22 protein-coding genes are annotated in these 15,814 nt (G+C 61.7%); 12 read left to right on the forward strand and 10 right to left on the reverse strand.

The features are described 5' to 3' along the window. Positions 1–258 precede the first annotated feature (258 nt). Both ABIB35_RS03060 and ABIB35_RS03065 read left to right on the forward strand, forming a co-directional pair. Positions 259–468 carry a GrpB family protein gene (locus ABIB35_RS03060; protein ID WP_502915716.1) on the forward strand — a complete coding sequence of 70 codons (210 nt, stop codon included), beginning with the start codon at positions 259–261 and terminating at the stop codon, positions 466–468. Positions 469–772: 304 nt separating this feature from the next. After that, on the forward strand, positions 773–1,312 hold the full coding sequence (locus ABIB35_RS03065; protein ID WP_354178805.1) for a GrpB family protein: 540 nt from the start codon (positions 773–775) through the stop codon (positions 1,310–1,312). 196 nt (positions 1,313–1,508) lie between these two features. Here ABIB35_RS03065 and ABIB35_RS03070 read toward each other — a convergent pair whose 3' ends face one another. Next, positions 1,509–1,919 carry a hypothetical protein gene (locus ABIB35_RS03070; protein WP_354178807.1) on the reverse strand — a complete coding sequence of 137 codons (411 nt, stop codon included), beginning with the start codon at positions 1,917–1,919 and terminating at the stop codon, positions 1,509–1,511. 716 nt (positions 1,920–2,635) lie between these two features. Then, a complete protein-coding gene (locus tag ABIB35_RS03075) occupies positions 2,636–3,862 on the reverse strand; it encodes an MFS transporter (RefSeq protein ID WP_354178809.1) in 1,227 nt (408 codons plus the stop codon). 207 nt (positions 3,863–4,069) lie between these two features. Here ABIB35_RS03075 and ABIB35_RS03080 point away from each other — a divergent pair, with 207 nt between their 5' ends. The 5 genes from ABIB35_RS03080 (at position 4,070) to ABIB35_RS03100 (ending at position 7,832) form a co-directional block, all read left to right on the forward strand. Further along, a complete protein-coding gene (locus ABIB35_RS03080) occupies positions 4,070–4,738 on the forward strand; it encodes a ScbR family autoregulator-binding transcription factor (RefSeq protein WP_354179198.1) in 669 nt (222 codons plus the stop codon). A gap of 311 nt (positions 4,739–5,049) precedes the next feature. Then, on the forward strand, positions 5,050–5,991 hold the full coding sequence (locus ABIB35_RS03085; protein WP_354178811.1) for a 2-dehydropantoate 2-reductase: 942 nt from the start codon (positions 5,050–5,052) through the stop codon (positions 5,989–5,991). A 163-nt stretch (positions 5,992–6,154) separates the two neighbouring features. Continuing rightward, positions 6,155–6,724: an RNA polymerase sigma factor gene (locus ABIB35_RS03090; RefSeq protein ID WP_354178813.1), complete on the forward strand. Its 570-nt coding sequence runs from the start codon at positions 6,155–6,157 to the stop codon at positions 6,722–6,724. Positions 6,725–6,732: 8 nt separating this feature from the next. Beyond that, on the forward strand, positions 6,733–7,155 hold the full coding sequence (locus ABIB35_RS03095) for a hypothetical protein (protein ID WP_354178815.1): 423 nt from the start codon (positions 6,733–6,735) through the stop codon (positions 7,153–7,155). A gap of 125 nt (positions 7,156–7,280) precedes the next feature. Next, on the forward strand, positions 7,281–7,832 hold the full coding sequence (locus ABIB35_RS03100) for a chloramphenicol phosphotransferase CPT family protein (protein ID WP_354178817.1): 552 nt from the start codon (positions 7,281–7,283) through the stop codon (positions 7,830–7,832). 4 nt (positions 7,833–7,836) lie between these two features. Here ABIB35_RS03100 and ABIB35_RS03105 read toward each other — a convergent pair whose 3' ends face one another. The 3 genes from ABIB35_RS03105 to ABIB35_RS03115 all read right to left on the reverse strand — a co-directional run bounded on the left by ABIB35_RS03105 (position 7,837) and on the right by ABIB35_RS03115 (position 8,786). After that, the gene (locus ABIB35_RS03105) at positions 7,837–7,980 is read right to left on the reverse strand and encodes a hypothetical protein (protein ID WP_354178819.1); all 144 of its coding nucleotides are present in this window, start codon (positions 7,978–7,980) and stop codon (positions 7,837–7,839) included. A gap of 38 nt (positions 7,981–8,018) precedes the next feature. Further along, a complete protein-coding gene (locus ABIB35_RS03110; protein ID WP_354178821.1) occupies positions 8,019–8,444 on the reverse strand; it encodes a GNAT family N-acetyltransferase in 426 nt (141 codons plus the stop codon). Positions 8,445–8,516: 72 nt separating this feature from the next. After that, positions 8,517–8,786, reverse strand: coding sequence for an ACT domain-containing protein (locus ABIB35_RS03115; protein ID WP_354178823.1), 270 nt, complete (start codon positions 8,784–8,786; stop codon positions 8,517–8,519). Between the two features lie 166 nt (positions 8,787–8,952). Between ABIB35_RS03115 and ABIB35_RS03120 the strand changes: the two genes are divergently transcribed. Together ABIB35_RS03120 and ABIB35_RS03125 are read left to right on the forward strand one after the other, a co-directional pair. Further along, positions 8,953–9,294 (forward strand): PadR family transcriptional regulator, encoded by a 342-nt coding sequence (locus ABIB35_RS03120; RefSeq protein WP_354178825.1) that lies wholly within the window; start codon positions 8,953–8,955, stop codon positions 9,292–9,294. Then, entirely contained in the window at positions 9,291–9,806 is a 516-nt protein-coding gene (locus ABIB35_RS03125; RefSeq protein WP_354178827.1) for a hypothetical protein, read from the forward strand. The genes ABIB35_RS03120 and ABIB35_RS03125 overlap by 4 nt, the downstream gene beginning before the upstream one ends. 59 nt (positions 9,807–9,865) lie before the next feature. Here ABIB35_RS03125 and ABIB35_RS03130 read toward each other — a convergent pair whose 3' ends face one another. The 4 genes from ABIB35_RS03130 to ABIB35_RS03145 form a co-directional block, all read right to left on the reverse strand. Next, on the reverse strand, positions 9,866–10,687 hold the full coding sequence (locus ABIB35_RS03130) for a DUF427 domain-containing protein (protein ID WP_354178829.1): 822 nt from the start codon (positions 10,685–10,687) through the stop codon (positions 9,866–9,868). A 372-nt stretch (positions 10,688–11,059) separates the two neighbouring features. Further along, positions 11,060–11,707: an MBL fold metallo-hydrolase gene (locus ABIB35_RS03135; RefSeq protein WP_354178830.1), complete on the reverse strand. Its 648-nt coding sequence runs from the start codon at positions 11,705–11,707 to the stop codon at positions 11,060–11,062. Then, positions 11,708–12,793 (reverse strand): S-(hydroxymethyl)mycothiol dehydrogenase, encoded by a 1,086-nt coding sequence (locus ABIB35_RS03140; RefSeq protein ID WP_354178832.1) that lies wholly within the window; start codon positions 12,791–12,793, stop codon positions 11,708–11,710. A gap of 333 nt (positions 12,794–13,126) precedes the next feature. Then, entirely contained in the window at positions 13,127–13,399 is a 273-nt protein-coding gene (locus ABIB35_RS03145) for a mycoredoxin (protein ID WP_354178834.1), read from the reverse strand. A 165-nt stretch (positions 13,400–13,564) separates the two neighbouring features. Here ABIB35_RS03145 and ABIB35_RS03150 point away from each other — a divergent pair, with 165 nt between their 5' ends. From ABIB35_RS03150 to ABIB35_RS03160, 3 genes are all read left to right on the forward strand, one after another. Beyond that, positions 13,565–14,362 carry an SOS response-associated peptidase gene (locus tag ABIB35_RS03150; protein WP_354178836.1) on the forward strand — a complete coding sequence of 266 codons (798 nt, stop codon included), beginning with the start codon at positions 13,565–13,567 and terminating at the stop codon, positions 14,360–14,362. A 70-nt stretch (positions 14,363–14,432) separates the two neighbouring features. Next, a complete protein-coding gene (locus tag ABIB35_RS03155; RefSeq protein WP_354178838.1) occupies positions 14,433–14,981 on the forward strand; it encodes a PIG-L deacetylase family protein in 549 nt (182 codons plus the stop codon). A 37-nt stretch (positions 14,982–15,018) separates the two neighbouring features. Continuing rightward, positions 15,019–15,228, forward strand: a complete 210-nt coding sequence (locus ABIB35_RS03160; RefSeq protein WP_354178840.1) for a hypothetical protein — start codon at positions 15,019–15,021, stop codon at positions 15,226–15,228. A 2-nt stretch (positions 15,229–15,230) separates the two neighbouring features. Here the strand turns inward: ABIB35_RS03160 and ABIB35_RS03165 are convergent, their stop codons facing one another. After that, a complete protein-coding gene (locus tag ABIB35_RS03165; RefSeq protein ID WP_354178842.1) occupies positions 15,231–15,725 on the reverse strand; it encodes a VOC family protein in 495 nt (164 codons plus the stop codon). Positions 15,726–15,814: the final 89 nt, after the last annotated feature.

Raw genomic sequence — 15,814 nt, forward strand, 5'->3', positions numbered from 1 at the left:
CTCGTCCTTGTATTCAGGAGTGAACTCCCGACGTGCTCTTGTCATAGTGAACATTCTCTCTTGTGAGGTGTCCACCATCCGGGGTCAAGGCCATTGGCATCCGTACATGTCCTTTCAGCTCGCTGGACGAAACTTGCGAATGAGAACTGACTCCTAAATGTTTGACACTCGAGAAGATCAGCGTCCCTGCAGAACTGTGCAGATGGCCGCATTTCCCACCGCCAGACCCAACCCGGCCCTCTGGAAGGCCACCGGAGTTTGTGGGCGGCGCAGTTCACCATGTTGGAGGGCCTGATTCGTCAGACGATCCCCGATCAGGTGATACAGATCCACCACATCGGATCGACGGCCGTTCCCGGCCTCGTCGCTAAACCCGTTATCGATAGTGACCTCATCGAAGCACTGTCGATCCTGCTTATGGGATCGCAGCCATGCGGTAAACAAATCGTGACGACTCAGGAGATGTGAACAATGCCCAGCTAGCCGGATTATGCGCCGCTGTAGCCGCACTCCTTGTTGGAGGGTTCATCTGGGGATGGGACGGCGGAGCAGTGCTGATCGCAGTTGGCTGCGGGTTGGGCGCATTTTTGGGCGTCCAGTGGGGAAACAAGAAGGCCCGAGAGACAGACGCCTATCGAGAAGAGTGGCTGGGAAAGCGAAAAAAGCAGCGCGACCAGCCACATCAGTAGCCCTTCGCAGCAAAGGTCCTGACGAGCACGTTGAGGGATCGGCTCATGCTTCATTCACTCCACCCAGGCGATAATTTGGTGATATGAATCGGGCATACTCGGAAGTCGCACTAGTTCCCTATGACGAGCGCTGGCCACGTCGTTTCGAGAGCACGAAGAAAGAGCTGCGGGCGGCGTTCTCAACTGACCTGATCGAGCACATTGGATCGACGAGTGTGCCCGGACTGTCATCGAAGGACACCGTAGACGTCGTGGTGGGCGTGCCCGACGTCGTCCGAACGCTCAATCCCCGAACCTTGTCTAAACTCTCTGCCCTAGGGTTCGAATACATACCTTCTTCGTTTGCGGCCGACGCGGACCACTCGTTCCTGCATCGGATCATCCAGGAGCAGCGCACCGATCATGTCCACGTGATGCGGTTGGGCTCGGATGCGTTGCAGGGACGCCTGCTGTTCCGCGACTATCTGCGCGCGACTCCTGCAGCCGTGATCGAGTACGAGCAAGCCAAGCAGGAGCTCGTTGCCCGTTTTCATGATCGCCGTGATGATTACGTGGCGCAGAAGCAACCTGTTGTCGAAGCGCTCCTGGAAAAGGCACGAGCTTGGATGAAAGAGTCACGCTGAGAGATCCTTCGGTGGACGCTTCATCCGGGCCCCGGTTGTTTCGCGGGACGTGCTTGTTTTAGTGGCTCGGGCGTTTCGGTACTTGCGCGATGAGGTGATGGTAGGCGGCAGTACGTCCCCTGTGAGCCGCGCCGACCTGCACCACGGGAGCGATGCATACGTGCGCATACAACTCGATGACAGTCCCTTGAACCCATCAGACAGCAGACCGGTTGCCGCGTTGATCAGTACTTTCGTCCGGCGAAAGGCCGAACACAGCAGAGATGCCGTCCCGGACCGCGTCATAGCCGGCATCGACGTCCGTCGAGGAAAAATTCTCCGAACTCTCATAAATGAAAAGGTTTAAGGCGAAGATTTCACCCTTCAAAGCGTGCCAAGATGCGTTCTTCACTTCACAACCCGGCACGACAAACCGCCCCTGAGTCACGCCTGGGGAGGTCTCATCGTCGGGATCCGTCGAGCCCAGAACACAGCCAAGACGTGCGAAATAACTACTGAAACTCTCTGATCCTGAGGGCCATTGCTCGCCCACGATCCGCTCCATCAACCGCACGACCACTTCAGGTGATGGGTCAAGGGATTCGCCGGACCGGGACGACGCACTCATGGTTGAACGATAACGCCGCAATCCATATTCTGGTATCTCAACACAATGGGCGTGGAGGCTGTCCAACATTGAGAATGTCAAACTATGCAGTCTTGGGAATCATTGGTATCGGAGCAATCCTGACCCTCGCCGCTTGTTCGAGCACGGTTTCCCCGCCGACCGCAAGTGACTCGCCGATTGCCGTTTATTCTGACTCGGTCCCGGGTGGGGACGCGGCAGCTCTGACGGGGACTCTATCGGAGGAGGACGGGTGCCTCTATATTCTCTCTTCCAATCCCTCTGAACGTTGGATTCCTGTCTTCCGTGGGGAAGAGGGACCCAAGTGGGAAGACGGAACCCTCACCTTTGCGGACATCTCCTACGACGGCAGTCTCGCACTTACCATGGGGGGCAGCGAAGGCATAGACCTGAATGGGGATTATGACATTCCCTCGGCGTGTGATGACTCTGCCAAAATGGCAGACGTGGGAAGTTCACACCTAGTCCGATACGTTCAGCAAGAGCCGTGGCAGTCCCTACTTCATCCGCTGATGTAGCCCTCCGGCCTATGTGGGCCAGCTGTTTTCCTGTGAAGGATCGCGTTGCGGGACTTGGCACTAGGACACAAAGCGCTGCGAACCGTGCCGTTTACCGCTGCGACTCACCAAATGCTGTGGCGCATCCGACGGCGCCGATCCGCATGGGCGAACGTGTGGATGGTTACGGTGCAGCGGTTTCTATCGTTGCTTGGATTCAGCGGGCAGAGGTTCAGCCGAGTTCTTCGAAACTCCCTCACGTAACCGGCCGATTCGTAGTGTTAAGCAGGCCAGGACACAGAGCAGTGAGAGGCCGGCAAGCGCCAACGGGAACATGGGCCCCTCAGCACCATCGGTGATTGTGGCGCCCAGCACCGGCGGAAATACGATACCTCCGACCATGGAGACGGCGATCAGCGACCCGCTCACCCAGGAACGTCCACCGAAAAGCCGGTTAGCCCAGGCCAGAGCAGTGGGAAAAACCGGTCCGAGGGCGAAGCCCGCTACGGCAAAAGCTGCAACTGCAAAACCGGGGACGAACGCCAGGAACGAGCCAATCGCCATGAGCGTGCTGCTGAGTGTCACAACCATGCCCGGACCCAAACGCTTGATCACCGTGCCCAGAACGAAACGGCTCGCCGTCATACTGAACCAGAACAGGGACACAGCCGCTGCCGCCTGCTCGGCGCCAAAGCCGCGGAGGGACAGATAAGTCGATTCCCAACTGCCGATTCCGCTTCCCACCGCGACGTGAAAAACGAAGATACAGACCATGGCGGTGAACCCAAGTGTGAGGCGGACCTGCTTATCTCGTACCGTGGGAAGCCCTGAGGTTGGAACGGCAACAGGTGTCGTGACGACTGGACTCTGCGTGGGAAAGGAACGAATCCCCTTGACTCCCAGGGATGTGAGAACGGTAAGAAGGGCGAAGCACGTGAAGTATGCCGGGTAGTGTTCGGGGCCGAAGACTGCGACCGCAAGCGGTGCCAGTACCGCTCCGAGGCCGAAGAAACCGTGAAGCAGATTCAGCATCTTTCCTGAGCGGGAGCCGAAGGCTACGGCGAATAGATGACTGAAGGCATAATCCAGGGCGCCGAAACCCAGACCGGCCGCAGCTGAGGCTGCAACGGCGAGACCGAGGGTCGGTGCCCAGGCGAAGCCAATGCTGCCCAACAGAAGGAGCAGGTAGCCGGTGAGAAGGGTGATTTTATTGCCGACCCGAGGATGGGCGCTCTGGCTTACGAGCACGCCAATGAGACCTCCGATGAAGTGGGCGCTGATAACGAAGCCGACGGCGGAAGGAGAGGCATCAAAGCGTTCTATAAGGCGTATTAGCGACGGACCGTAAAGTGCTTCCAGAGCGCCGATGAGGAACATTCCACCAAAGGAAGTGCTGATTCCGAGCGGGCTGAACAGTGGATTGGGCATGTGGGGTCCTCAGTTTCGGAGAAAAGTGGATTCGCAGACGGAGTGGATCGGCCGCTAATACGGCACGATTCCTTCAGCGTGGTAGGCAGGCCGAACAGGGTCAATGAAAACAATCTGCCTATACTTTTCTGATGACATGGATCCGCCGGACGAGGATTGCCAGAAGGCCTAACTGGCCTCGGATGCTGGTGAAAAAGGAACACCGTGATGGTTCAGGCCCGCGCCGCTAAAACACGAGCAGCAGTCCTGCGTGCAGGCGCCGTCGTGTTTGAACGTGATGGCTTTGATGGTGCCACCGCAGTGGCCATCATTCGTGAGGCTCGTGTCAGCAAGGGGTCGATGCAGTTCCACTTCCGCACCAAGGAACAGCTCGCCAAGGCCGTGGTTGCTGAATACGAGCAGAGGTTCCGCCCTGTCTCCGATTCCGTCGCCCTGGAAGAAGGCGCCAGTCTCCCTGCTCTCCTGGAGCTGTCGGCGGTGATAGCCTGCCAACTGGTTGAGGAACCCTTTGTGGGAGCTGCTTACCGGCTCACCATGGAAGAGTCCTCCTGGGCAAGCCGCGTGACCAGACCCTACCTGGATGCCATGCGTACGGTTGAGGCATTGCTTGACCGGGCGGCCGCCGCGGGCGAGCTGCGTGCTGGCATCAACGTTGAGAGCCTTGCCTGCTATGTAGTGTCTTCTTTCATCGGAGTGCAGCACGTCTCCAACATGCTGACTAGTCGCACCGACCTGATCCAACGAACAGCCCAAATGTGGCTCTTCCTGCTTCCCTCTATTTCCGAAGCTCACTGTCTGCGTGAACATCTAGAGGTGGTCCGCAGCACTTTTGTTTCCCACTATGTGAGGTCGCGCTCAGATCTTTCCGCGGAATGACCGGAAACAACCGTGTGGTTGCTCTTGAGCTTGGACCGTGGGGGATGAGGCGACCTGCACGAAACAATGATGAATGACTCGTGCGGATGGTTAGAAGCACGAAGATGATCCTCCCCGGGCGCCTGTCTGTCTAAGGTGCGCGCCATGCCAATGTGAGCCAGCGTTGCCGCGCGTAGTGCAGCAGGGCAGCTTCCCAAAGAAATCCCGGACATATTTGGAAAACCGGCCGAGACGATATCTATGAACGATATCCCGGGCTCATGTGGAACTATATGGTGATTCCAGCTGTCGCCAACCGGAAGGACGCAGCCATGAAAATTGGGATTATCGGAGCAGGAGGCGTCGGGGCATACTTCGCCGCTGCCCTGTCCCAGGCTGGTCATGACGTCCATCTCGTCGTCACACCCCGGCATTTGGACCCAATAAGGGAGAACGGGATGCGTCTCACCACCGGTGATGGGCGGGACGAACGCATTCCCGTTGCGGGTGTGAACACGGATGCCTCCGTCATCGGGCAGTGCGATGCCGTCATCATCGCCTGTAAAGCAGGTTCCGTGGCAGAGGTCATGGTGACGGCTCTTCCCCTTTTGCGCTCAGACACGCCGGTTCTGCCCCTGCAGAACGGGGTCACGGCGGCCAGCCAGATCACTGCCGCTGCCGGTCCCGGGCATGCCATCGGCGGTCTGTGCATGATCATCTCGTACTTGGTTGAGCCAGGTCATGTGCACCATGTCGGAGGGCAACCAGCCGTTACCCTTGGCGAACTCGACGGCTCACCTTCCGCCCGCACACGGGAGCTCGCTGATGCACTAACGTCCGCCGGTATTGCGGCTCGGATCTCGAGTGATATCACCACGGATCTGTGGCGGAAGTTCATGCTCATCACCGCCTATGGAGGCATCGGAGCACTCTGCCGCAGGAACGTCGGTGAAACCCGCTCCCATCCACCCACCCGCGCGCTGATCGAAGATGCAATGCGGGAAGTCGCCGCCGTCGGGGCCGCTGCCGGTGCAAACCTGACCAGTGATGACGTGGACATCACCATGGGCCACTACGACGCATTCACACCCGACAGCACGGCGTCCATGCAACGCGATCTCATCGCGGGGCGTCCCTCCGAACTTGAGGAACAGAACGGCGCAGTCGTCCGGATCGCGGCGGAGCACGGCGTGGCGGTGCCTATTAACAGCACGATATACCGTGCCCTGAGCATCCTCGACACCCACACGCTCCATAACGAAAGCCGCGGCTGAGCGGACGCCGCCCTGGCGGCACAAAATCACGAACAACCAAAACTTAGGGCATACCCAAAGATATGGGTAGTTAATCCCCACCTCCATCCGGGCGCTGTTTTCACATTGATTTCGCGCGTCACAAAATGCCTCCGCGTAACACTTACTGGATGGAGGTGTGCAAATGAGCTCACGCGTTGAAAAGCCGTTGGTATCAGCCGATGATCAGCTGGCAGTAAACCTGGCCCAAGGAAGTGAGGCGGCGTTCGCCGCATTGTTTGATAAGTACTCGGGCACCGTATACCGGTACGCCTGGGGGTTGGCCGACGCCCGGCATGAAGTGCCCGACATCGTCCAGGAAACCTTCCTGCTGCTCTGGAGGCGCCGAAAAGACGTGCGCTTAGCCGAACGCACGGTACTGCCCTGGCTGCTGCTGTGTTGCCGAAATACCGCATACAACCTCAACAGGGCTCAGCGGCGCTCCGTCCCGACAGAACTCACCGATCCTCTTCCTGGCTCCCCAGCCTGGAACCAACGCGCCGACCACACGCGGGCGGCGGAAGAGCTGGCGTGGATTCTCGAGGAAATCTCTGCCCTACCGGACATTGAACGGAAATTGTGCGAGCTCTGCCTCATCGAGGGACGCAGCTATGACGAAGCGGCTGCAACGCTGGGCATCAGCCAGCCCGCCGCACGCAAACGGATTGAACGAGCGCGCCGCAAACTGCGCGCCGCACGAACCACCAACCTTTAAGGAACGCCATGCCTATCACCTTTGAACCCCCGGCCAACCGGGAGATCGCTGAAGAGCTTACTCCTGTTCGTGCCTCGATGCTCCGCCGGGTTATCCGCCAGCGGACCATTAAGCGGGTCTCCGTCTCAACGGCGGTGGCTGCTGCTCTGTCTGTAGGCGGGGTTTCTGTCGCAGTCGGAATCAATCAGGACTACTTCGCCAACAGCGAGTTTCACACCAAGCCGCAATACGTAGACCAGTTTGCTGACTGTATGGAAGCCCGCGGCTGGGAGCCCCTGCCGGGGAGCAACGATCCGCAAACGCCCGGCAACGTCCCGGCAGTCCATTTCTTATACCCCGCTGAGGCAAGTGCCAATATCAGCCGTGACGCCGGCGAGTGCCGGGATACCATCTCAGCGCGAGTCGGAGAATCCATCATTCCAGACATGTAACAGGCCTCATTCTGGCGACCGGGCTTCACTGTGGCGACTCAACAGGATGGAATACTTGTTAGCGGCGTAGCGACCTATGGCCTCCCACTGGCCGATCGGCTTCCGAACGAAATCCTCAGGTGATCGTGCTGAACGGAGGCTCGAGCTCCGGGAAGTCCTCAATCAGTCGAGCTCTCCAGGAAATGCTTCCGGGCCTCTGGCTGACATTCGGTGTTGATACGTTCATTGAGGCACTTCCCAACCGGGGTGATAGTCCACGGGCGGGAATTACGTACGAGCAGGACGGCACGATCACCTTTAGTGCTGAGCACCGGGCCCTGGAGCGCAGTTGGTACACCGGGCTGAGCAGTATGGCCAAGGCTGGGGCACACGTGATTCTTGATGAGGTTGTGCTCTCCGGCGGAGCCGGCCAGGAGCGTTTACGGACAACGTTTAGCGAAGTGGAAATGGTGTGGGTGGGAGTGCGCTGCGCTCCTGATGCCGCCGCGTCCCGGGAAGCACAACGGCCGGACCGGGCGGAAGGAATGGCGCGGGAGCAAGCCCTGAGCGTGCATAACGGCGTGATCTACGACTTTGAGGTCAACACCACCAATCGTTCGACCGATGACTGCGCGCACGACGTCGCGGGTTGGCTCGCGCGCGATTCCCGGCCAGGGCGGCAGCGTCCGAAGCAGTAACCCATCAATGCACTGGTTCGTCTGGTGATTGATTGTAGGGAGGGGCTGCGAAGCTCAAGACGAAGAGTTTGGTAATCTCAGCCCACATTTCGTCCGGGGCAACCTGCTCGAAGCGGACGTAAGCAACTTCATGGTCGATCTCTTTCATGGTGGCAATATGTGCGAATACGAGACTTTCCGAGGGAGTCAGAATCTGTTCATTACCTTGCTGAACAGCACGTAATCCCCGTCTTGTCCGGTGGTTTCATAAGCCGCGCCCTCGTAGAGCAGGCGGGCCTGGTTGCCCCGGTGCACGCCGAGTTTTGCAACGCGGGCTCCGCTTTGGCTGGTTCTCTGCTCAAACGCATCCAGGAGGAGACGCCCGAGCCCTTGGCGACGGTGGCTGTCGAGGACATGGATCGAAGCCAGGGTGGCGCTGTCACCATCGAAGGTCCACATGGCATACCCGAGTGGTTGCCCGTCGTCGTCCACGCAGAACAGGGTGTGCGGCAGGCAACTGATCCAGTCTGCGAGGTTCAGGTCGATAGCGGACATCCACCCCTGGAGCTCATCTGGCTCAATGGTCTCCATGTATTCGAGCTCCTTGCGGAAGATGAAAGGAAGATCGCTCACTTCGGCGGGTCGAAGGCGTGTTGGTGGAGTCATGGACCTGAGCATCTCACGCCGGGTAGCGGGGGGGGGAGATTAGTCCGTGTCCACCGTTGCCACAACGAATACGCTGATACCGTCGCCGGCCAAGGGTGAAGCGATTGATGCGGCTATCCCTGGGACATCCAGAGTGAACTTTTGGTCAATGCCCAAGCAATCCCACTCGCCGTCACAGGCGACGTCTGCCGGTACAACATGCCGGGGCGCAATGACGGAGAGCTCGCTTCTGGTTCTGGTGATAGAGCAGAAGCTGACGACGTCGGTGGACCAGGGAGGCAGCGGGTCCGCCGGGTTCAGCTGGACCATGACATAACGGTCAGGTAATTGTTGCAGGTCTAATTTTTGCAAAGTTGGGCACCTTAGGGTCGCATTAAAGCCAGGAAGCATGGTCGATTCTATGGCAGTTACCGGCCGCTGAACTCCCGTTGCCGGTAGCTTGCATGTAGTGCATGCTACCGGTAGCGTGCACTACATGACACCTTCCCGTGAATCGGTATTGACGCAGCTCCGCAAGGGCACAGTGGAATACTGCGTTCTCGCCTGCCTGCGCTCCTCGCCCGCATACGGTCTGGAGATTGCCGAGCGTCTCGGGGAGGAGAAAATCCTGTTCGCCAGCGGGGGCACTCTATATCCGCTGCTTTCACGCCTCCGGCAGCAGGGGTGGGTAACCACAACGCTGGAGCCATCACCGGTTGGACCGCCCCGACGCTATTACCACCTCACCGACGAGGGCGAGGCCGCGCTGCAGGTCTTCAGCCAGACCTGGAACGTCTTCGCCGCGGATGTTACGACCATCATCAAGGAGAATTCATGAGCACCATTGAACCGTTGCCGGTACTACTGGAGGCATACTTCGCCGATCTCGATCGAGCATTGATCGGCACTGATGCCCGGGAGCGCGCTGAGACGGTCCAGGCGATGCGCGAGGATGCGGCCGAGATACTCAACCGGTACGGAGTTTCGGAGCAGACGGCCGAACGCATCATCGCTGATTTTGGGCCCGTCGAGCAGGTTGCCGCAGCCACAACTGCCGCACCCACAACTGCCGCACCCACAACTGCCGCACCCACAACTGCCGCACCTGTCACTTCCTCGCCCGCGGTGCCGCGTTCCTGGGTGGACATCTGGCTGCTCGTGGGGTCCATCGCGAGCCTGGTGTACTTCGTGTTCCCGTTGCTGGCGATCGCGATGCTCGTCTGGGCGATCCTGAGGATGAGGCAACACGTGGGGAACAGGTTGTTGCAGAGGGCAGCGTTGTGGGTGTCTGCTGCGGCGGTTGTGTTCTCGGTGGGGCTGTTCATCAGCCACTACATTCACGCCCTCTGATTGCACGCAAGCCTGAGGCGGCACGAAGGGCTACGCGGAACCAAGAGCGGAGTAGGCGCTTAGAAACGGAAGAGGGAGTTGATCTCCTGCTTGGCGTCGTCCACGAAGACCTCCGTGCGTTCGTCGAAGAAGGCCACCCGGTCCTTCAGCTGTGCCGAGTCGGGCAGCACCTTCTCATAGGACCAGGCCAGATCGGTCCCTCCCTGGCTGTCGGTGACGGACCAGTAGGACGCCGTTCCCTTGTACGGGCAGACGGACTGCGTGAGCGAGGCGCCCAGCATGTCCCAGTCCACATCCTCCCGGGGAAAGTAGGTGCGCACCGGGAGCATGGTCTCGTAGACCATCAGGGGCTGCCGGGTTTCGGCCAGCAGCTGGTCTCCCAGGTGTACCCGCACAGCCCGTGAGGATTCCCGCGCATCCACCCGGTGGAACGGATCGCGGGGATGTCCCTCAATCACCTGATCCTCCTCCAGCCAGGTGTCAAAGGCGCTGAAGTCCAGCAGGACATGGCCGGACAGGTCCGGGTCATCGGGGCGGAAGGCTATGCCGGGAAGGTCATGCGAGCCGGCCCGCAGATCCAGGCGCTGGCCCGGCGCGGTGTGCGCGGTAAAAGGGTAGCGCGGGTCCATGAGGGCGTTCGGCGGCACCTCGGCAAGCGGATCCTTATCCGGAAGGTTCGACGCAGGCGTCAGGATGCCGGCGATGTCCGTTGCGGGAGCGGCATAGATGGGGGTGACACGCCGGGGTTCATAAACCAGGAAGGCATCGGTGGAGTCGACCACCGTGTTGTTGCCCAGCTGTGCCCGGATTCGCCGCGGGGTGGGTTCATACCGCAGCTGAGGCAGGAAAGTCCAAAAGGCGGGGCTGATTTGGAGGGCCATTTCTTCAGTGTCTGGCCGTCGTCGGAAGGAATCAAGAGCCGCAGAATTCGATCTGGAGGCCAACTGTTCGCGGCGCAGCGAACGAAGTCTCTTTGGCTGTGATGTGCTCACCTGATGAGCAAAAGGATCGGGTCAATGCACTGGGTTGTTGTTGGTGCGGTACTCGCGGCAGCCGGATTCGTATCTACCGTGGTGATGTTTCTGCAACCGTGGAGGTCATGTCCGGAAGACGATGCACCGGCCGGCTGCCCGGCCACGCCGCTGGACGCCGGCCTCGCCACAGGTTCCATGCCGGTGTGCGTTTCTTCCCCCGGCCCGCCCACCGGGGCTGATGCGTCCCTTGGGGAGGCACCAGCCCCGCAGAGCAGCGGGTCAGTGACCGCGCGCGATCCATTCCTCCAGCTGCGGTGCTTCCGCGCCGATGGTGGTGGCGTCGCCGTGTCCGGGCAGCACCCGGGTCTCCGAGGGCAGGGTCAGCAGCCGTTCCCGGATGGAGGCAATGATGGTGGGGAAGTCGCTGTAGGAGCGTCCGGTGGCGCCGGGTCCGCCGGAAAACAGCGTGTCGCCGCTGAAGACCACCGGAGACCCGTCGCCGGGTGCATCGGCGGCCAGCAGGAAGCACACTGACCCGGGGGAATGCCCCGGAGTATGCAGTGCCTGCAGCGTAATGCCCGCCACCTCAAAGATGTCACCGTCCTCGATCTCGGCGTCGGGCCCCTCTTCCGGGAACACCGCATCCCAGAGCATCCGGTCCGCGGCGTGCAGGAACACCGGGGCGCTGAAGCGGTCCCGGGCTTCGCCCACGGCACGGATGTGGTCATCGTGGCCGTGCGTGAGCAGGATCGCCTGTACTTCGCGGTCGCCAACAGCGGCGGCCACGGCGTCGACGTCGTGCGCGGGATCAATGATGATCACCTGGGCGTCGTCGCCGACAATCCACACGTTGTTGTCCACCTCCCAGGTGCCGCCGTCCAGTGAGAACGTGCCCGAGGTGATGACGTTGTCGATGTTCACGGCCATTTAGAGGACCACCACCGAACGCAGGACCAAGCCGTCGTGCATCTTGGTGAAGGCTTCTTCAATGTCATTCAGGCCGATGCGCTCGGACACAAACGCGTCAAGGTCCAGCCGGCCGAGCTTGTACTGCTCCACCAGCATCGGGAAGTCGCGCGAGGGCAGGCAGTCGCCGTACCAGGAGGACTTCAGTGAGCCGCCGCGGCCAAAGACGTCCGCCAGCGGCAGCTCGATCTTCATTTCCGGATTGGGCACGCCCACCAGGACCACGCGGCCGGCGAGGTCACGCGCGTAGAAGGCCTGTTTGTAGGTTTCTGGGCGGCCGACGGCGTCAATCACCACGTCTGCTCCGTTGCCTCCGGTGAGGGCGCGGATGGCCTCAACCGGGTCTTCGTCCTTGGAGTTGATGACGTGCGTGGCGCCCTGGGCCTTGGCCAGTTCCAGCTTCTTGGTGTCAATGTCCACCGCAACGATGGTGGTGGCGCCGGCCAGCTGTGCGCCGGCGACGGCGGCAATGCCCACGCCGCCGCAGCCGATAACGGCCACGGATTCCCCGCGCTGCACCTCGCCGGTGTTGATGGCGGCACCGATGCCGGCCATGATGCCGCAGCCGAGCAGGCCCACCGCGGCGGCGTCGACGTCGTCGTCCACCTTGGTGCACTGGCCGGCGGCGACCAGGGTCTTCTCCGCGAACGCGCCGATGCCCAGGGCGGCGGTCAGCTCCGTGCCGTCCTCCAGGGTCATCTTCTGGGTGGCGTTGTGCGTGTTGAAGCAGTACTGCGGCTCGCCCTTGCGGCAGGCGCGGCACTCGCCGCAGACAGCGCGCCAGTTCAGGACCACGCGGTCGCCCGGGGCAACCTCGGTGACATCGGGGCCGACGGCGGAAACCACGCCGGTGGCCTCGTGGCCCAGCAGGAACGGGTAATCGTCATTGATGGCACCCTGCTTGTAATGCAGGTCAGTGTGGCAGACACCGCAGGTGAGGATGTCCACCAGGGCTTCACCGGGGCCGGGATCCGGAACCAGGATGGTCTCGAGGGAGACCGGTGCGTTCTTTTCCTTGACGACTACTGCCTGAACCTTGTGAACCATATGCGTTGTGCTGCCTCTCGGGGTGTCCGGGCGGGACGCCGATGTCCGGCGCTCCGCATTCCATCCTATGAAGCGGGACGGAGATGCGCGAAGTTGACGTGCGTGAAAATGGCGGGCTGCGAGGCCCCTGCCGGGCAGGGACCTCTGTGTGTGCAGCTCCGGTGGCTTGAGAGGGTCTTCCTGTCTCTGTGTGTGCAGCTCCGGTGGGTTGGCCGCGCGGGAAGCCGCCATATCTGCGCATTGGATGAAATGTGCAGTCCGCGAACTCACCGTTTCTGCACACTCGATGCCTACTTACGAAGGATCAGGAAGTGACCCTCTGCGGAATGGGGCTCAGACGCCCAGGCGGGCCTTGACTTCGGCGGCGGAGGGGTTGGTGGCCGACGAGCCGTCCGGGAAGATCACGGTGGGCACGGTCTGGTTGCCGCCGTTGATTTCGGCCACGAGTTCCGCGGTGCCGTCCACGTCTTCGATATTGACCTCGTTGTAGCCGATTCCGGCAGCATCCAGCTGAGACTTCAGGCGTCGGCAGTAACCGCACCAGGAGGTGGAAAACATGGTGATGGAACCGGCGTCGGGGGTGAAAGCTTCTGCTGTGGCGGCCATGGAAGGCTCCTTTATGTGCTGAGAAACAGGGACTGCCGGGTACAACCGCCGGGGCACCGGTTCAATTCCCCAGCCTCCCGCAGCGGAAAGTCGACCCAGGCGGCACCTGCGCGCCTGCTGACGCCCTGGTGCACATCCGAGCCTAAGGCAGGGCAAACTTGAAGCATGTGCGGACGTTACGTAATGGCGAAGACCACGGCGGACCTGGTTGCGGAGGCCGAGGCAGAAGCTGATGCCAATCTGGAGCTGCGCCAATCCTGGAATGTGGCGCCGACGTCGGACGTCCCGGTGGTGCTGGAACGGTATATCGGCGGACCCGTGAACCGCGGCCCGGTGCGGCAGGTTCATGTGGCGCAGTGGGGACTGGTGCCGGGATGGGCAAAGGACGCTTCGGCGGGGGCTCGGGCGTTCAACGCACGCAGCGAAACGGTGCTGGAGAAGCCGACCTTCCGCGACGCCGTCGTCTCGCGCCGCTGCGCGGTGCCGGTGCAGGGGTACTACGAGTGGAAATCGGGGCCGGGAAAAACCAAACGGCCTCACTATGTGCGGCGTGCGGACGGGGCGCTGACGTTTTTCGCCGGACTTTACGAGTGGTGGCGCGACCCGGCGAAGGCTCCGGGGGAGCCGGGCAGCTGGCTGCTCTCGACGTCGATCCTGACGACTGCGGCCCCGGACCCGGAGGTAATCCGCAGTGCCGGGCAGCCCGAGGTGCTCGCGGAACTGGGGGAGCTGCACGATCGGCTGCCGATGCCGCTCAGCCGGGACACGATGGCGGCGTGGCTGGACCCTGCTGCGCCTAACGCGGGGGCGCTGGTTCGCCGGGTTCTCGCCGAAGCCCATGGCGAGGCAGCACGCTGGACTCTGAACGAAGTGGGGCCGGCCGTGGGAAGCGTGCGCAACGACGGGCCGGAGCTCCTGGCGGCTCCGACCCCTGAGACAGGAGCCGAGCCCGCACTGTTCTAGACGGACGTTCTACGCTGGGACAGGTAGATAAGGAAGAAGCTGACCGCACTGCCTGCGGGGAGGTACCGGAATGGACTCATCACACGTCCTTGCCCTAGTAGTTGCGCATCCCGATGATGACGCCTACGGGTTGGCCGGAACGGTGGCTCTGCACGAACATGATCCCGGGTTCCGTTTCATCCTGGTCCACGCGACCGACGGCGGCGGTGGCCAGACTGACCCTTCCTATCCACCGCTGCATGAACCCCTGGGCCAGATTCGACGACGCGAATTGGACGCCGCCTGGACCGCTCACGGCCGGCCGCCGGACCGCCACGAGTGGCTGGGGTACGAGGACGGCACGCTCAACCGGGTACCGCTTGCCGAACTCGCGGAACGCATCGGCGGGATCCTGGCTCAGGAACGGCCCGACGTCGTCGCCACCTTTGGGCCCGACGGGATCACCGGCCATCCGGACCATGTTGCCGTTGGAGCCGCCACAGATGCTGCCTTCGACCGCCTGCGCGACGGCGGCGGTTCCGGGATGCGGCGTCTGCTGCACGGCGCCGTCCTGGGAACGCTGGAACCGAAGCCGGCTCCGGCACGGCCTTGCCCCTTGGAACGAGGAACGGCTGTATGACCTACATCCGGTTCCGGACGAGCAGATCGGCATTGAGGTGGACGTCAGCAGCGTGGCGCAGCGGGTGGTCGCGGGGCTGATGGAACACCGGTCACAGCGCAGCGCGGTCTCACCCGGAGTGCCCCTGGAAGCGGAGGAGGATGCCCGCTGGACGCGTGCCGTAGGGGTTGAACCGCTGGTCATTGCCTGGCCGCCGGCCCCGCCCGGGGCAACGCTGCTGGGCGACATCTTCGAAGGACTGGACTAGGTCTAGCCGGGCTGTCCGCTCATGGCTCCCGCTGGACCCGGATCGGCCTCCAGCGGCTCCATGACCTCAGCCACGTCAAGGGTCACGTTTCCCTTCTCATCGACGCTCAAGCCGGGGTTGTAGCAAACCTCCCACCGGTAACCGTCGGGATCGGTGAAGTAGCCCGAATAACCGCCCCAGCTCATCTGCGTTCCCGGAGCCGAGATGGAACCGCCGGCTGCGGCGGCTTCAGCCAGGACAGCGTCCACTTCTGCGGGGGACGCCACGTTGTGGCCCAGGGTGACCGGAGCGGCACCTGCCTCTCCCATGGGTCCGGCTTCGGCGGCCAGATGGTCACGGCGGAAAAACGCCAGCAGCAGGCCGTGGCCCACCTGGTAGAAGATCACTTCTTCGGGAACATACTGGGCGGCTTCCCAGCCCAGCCTGGAGGTATAGAACGCGTAGGTAACCTCGAGATCCCGCACGCCAACGGTCATCACGGACAAAGAAGGTTTCATTCCCTGATCCTGCCACTGCCGGCCCAATATGTTCCTTTTTTACATCCCGGGAAAGGGCGTGAACGCCCGGGCACCGTTGACGCCGCTGC

This window comes from Arthrobacter sp. UYP6 (assembly GCF_040547315.1).
In the GTDB taxonomy this organism is placed as follows: domain Bacteria; phylum Actinomycetota; class Actinomycetes; order Actinomycetales; family Micrococcaceae; genus Arthrobacter_B.

What these genes read in the sequence shown, in the direction of transcription:
- ABIB35_RS03065 (WP_354178805.1), top strand. Translation starts at nt 773, where the DNA reads ATGAATCGGGCATACTCGGAAGTCGCACTAGTTCCCTATGACGAGCGC.
- ABIB35_RS03070 (WP_354178807.1), bottom strand. Translation starts at nt 1,919, where the DNA reads ATGAGTGCGTCGTCCCGGTCCGGCGAATCCCTTGACCCATCACCTGAA.
- ABIB35_RS03075 (WP_354178809.1), bottom strand. Translation starts at nt 3,862, where the DNA reads ATGCCCAATCCACTGTTCAGCCCGCTCGGAATCAGCACTTCCTTTGGT.
- ABIB35_RS03080 (WP_354179198.1), top strand. Translation starts at nt 4,070, where the DNA reads ATGGTTCAGGCCCGCGCCGCTAAAACACGAGCAGCAGTCCTGCGTGCA.
- ABIB35_RS03085 (WP_354178811.1), top strand. Translation starts at nt 5,050, where the DNA reads ATGAAAATTGGGATTATCGGAGCAGGAGGCGTCGGGGCATACTTCGCC.
- ABIB35_RS03090 (WP_354178813.1), top strand. Translation starts at nt 6,155, where the DNA reads ATGAGCTCACGCGTTGAAAAGCCGTTGGTATCAGCCGATGATCAGCTG.
- ABIB35_RS03095 (WP_354178815.1), top strand. Translation starts at nt 6,733, where the DNA reads ATGCCTATCACCTTTGAACCCCCGGCCAACCGGGAGATCGCTGAAGAG.
- ABIB35_RS03105 (WP_354178819.1), bottom strand. Translation starts at nt 7,980, where the DNA reads ATGAAAGAGATCGACCATGAAGTTGCTTACGTCCGCTTCGAGCAGGTT.
- ABIB35_RS03115 (WP_354178823.1), bottom strand. Translation starts at nt 8,786, where the DNA reads ATGGTCCAGCTGAACCCGGCGGACCCGCTGCCTCCCTGGTCCACCGAC.
- ABIB35_RS03120 (WP_354178825.1), top strand. Translation starts at nt 8,953, where the DNA reads ATGACACCTTCCCGTGAATCGGTATTGACGCAGCTCCGCAAGGGCACA.
- ABIB35_RS03125 (WP_354178827.1), top strand. Translation starts at nt 9,291, where the DNA reads ATGAGCACCATTGAACCGTTGCCGGTACTACTGGAGGCATACTTCGCC.
- ABIB35_RS03130 (WP_354178829.1), bottom strand. Translation starts at nt 10,687, where the DNA reads ATGGCCCTCCAAATCAGCCCCGCCTTTTGGACTTTCCTGCCTCAGCTG.
- ABIB35_RS03135 (WP_354178830.1), bottom strand. Translation starts at nt 11,707, where the DNA reads ATGGCCGTGAACATCGACAACGTCATCACCTCGGGCACGTTCTCACTG.
- ABIB35_RS03140 (WP_354178832.1), bottom strand. Translation starts at nt 12,793, where the DNA reads ATGGTTCACAAGGTTCAGGCAGTAGTCGTCAAGGAAAAGAACGCACCG.
- ABIB35_RS03145 (WP_354178834.1), bottom strand. Translation starts at nt 13,399, where the DNA reads ATGGCCGCCACAGCAGAAGCTTTCACCCCCGACGCCGGTTCCATCACC.
- ABIB35_RS03150 (WP_354178836.1), top strand. Translation starts at nt 13,565, where the DNA reads ATGTGCGGACGTTACGTAATGGCGAAGACCACGGCGGACCTGGTTGCG.
- ABIB35_RS03155 (WP_354178838.1), top strand. Translation starts at nt 14,433, where the DNA reads ATGGACTCATCACACGTCCTTGCCCTAGTAGTTGCGCATCCCGATGAT.
- ABIB35_RS03165 (WP_354178842.1), bottom strand. Translation starts at nt 15,725, where the DNA reads ATGAAACCTTCTTTGTCCGTGATGACCGTTGGCGTGCGGGATCTCGAG.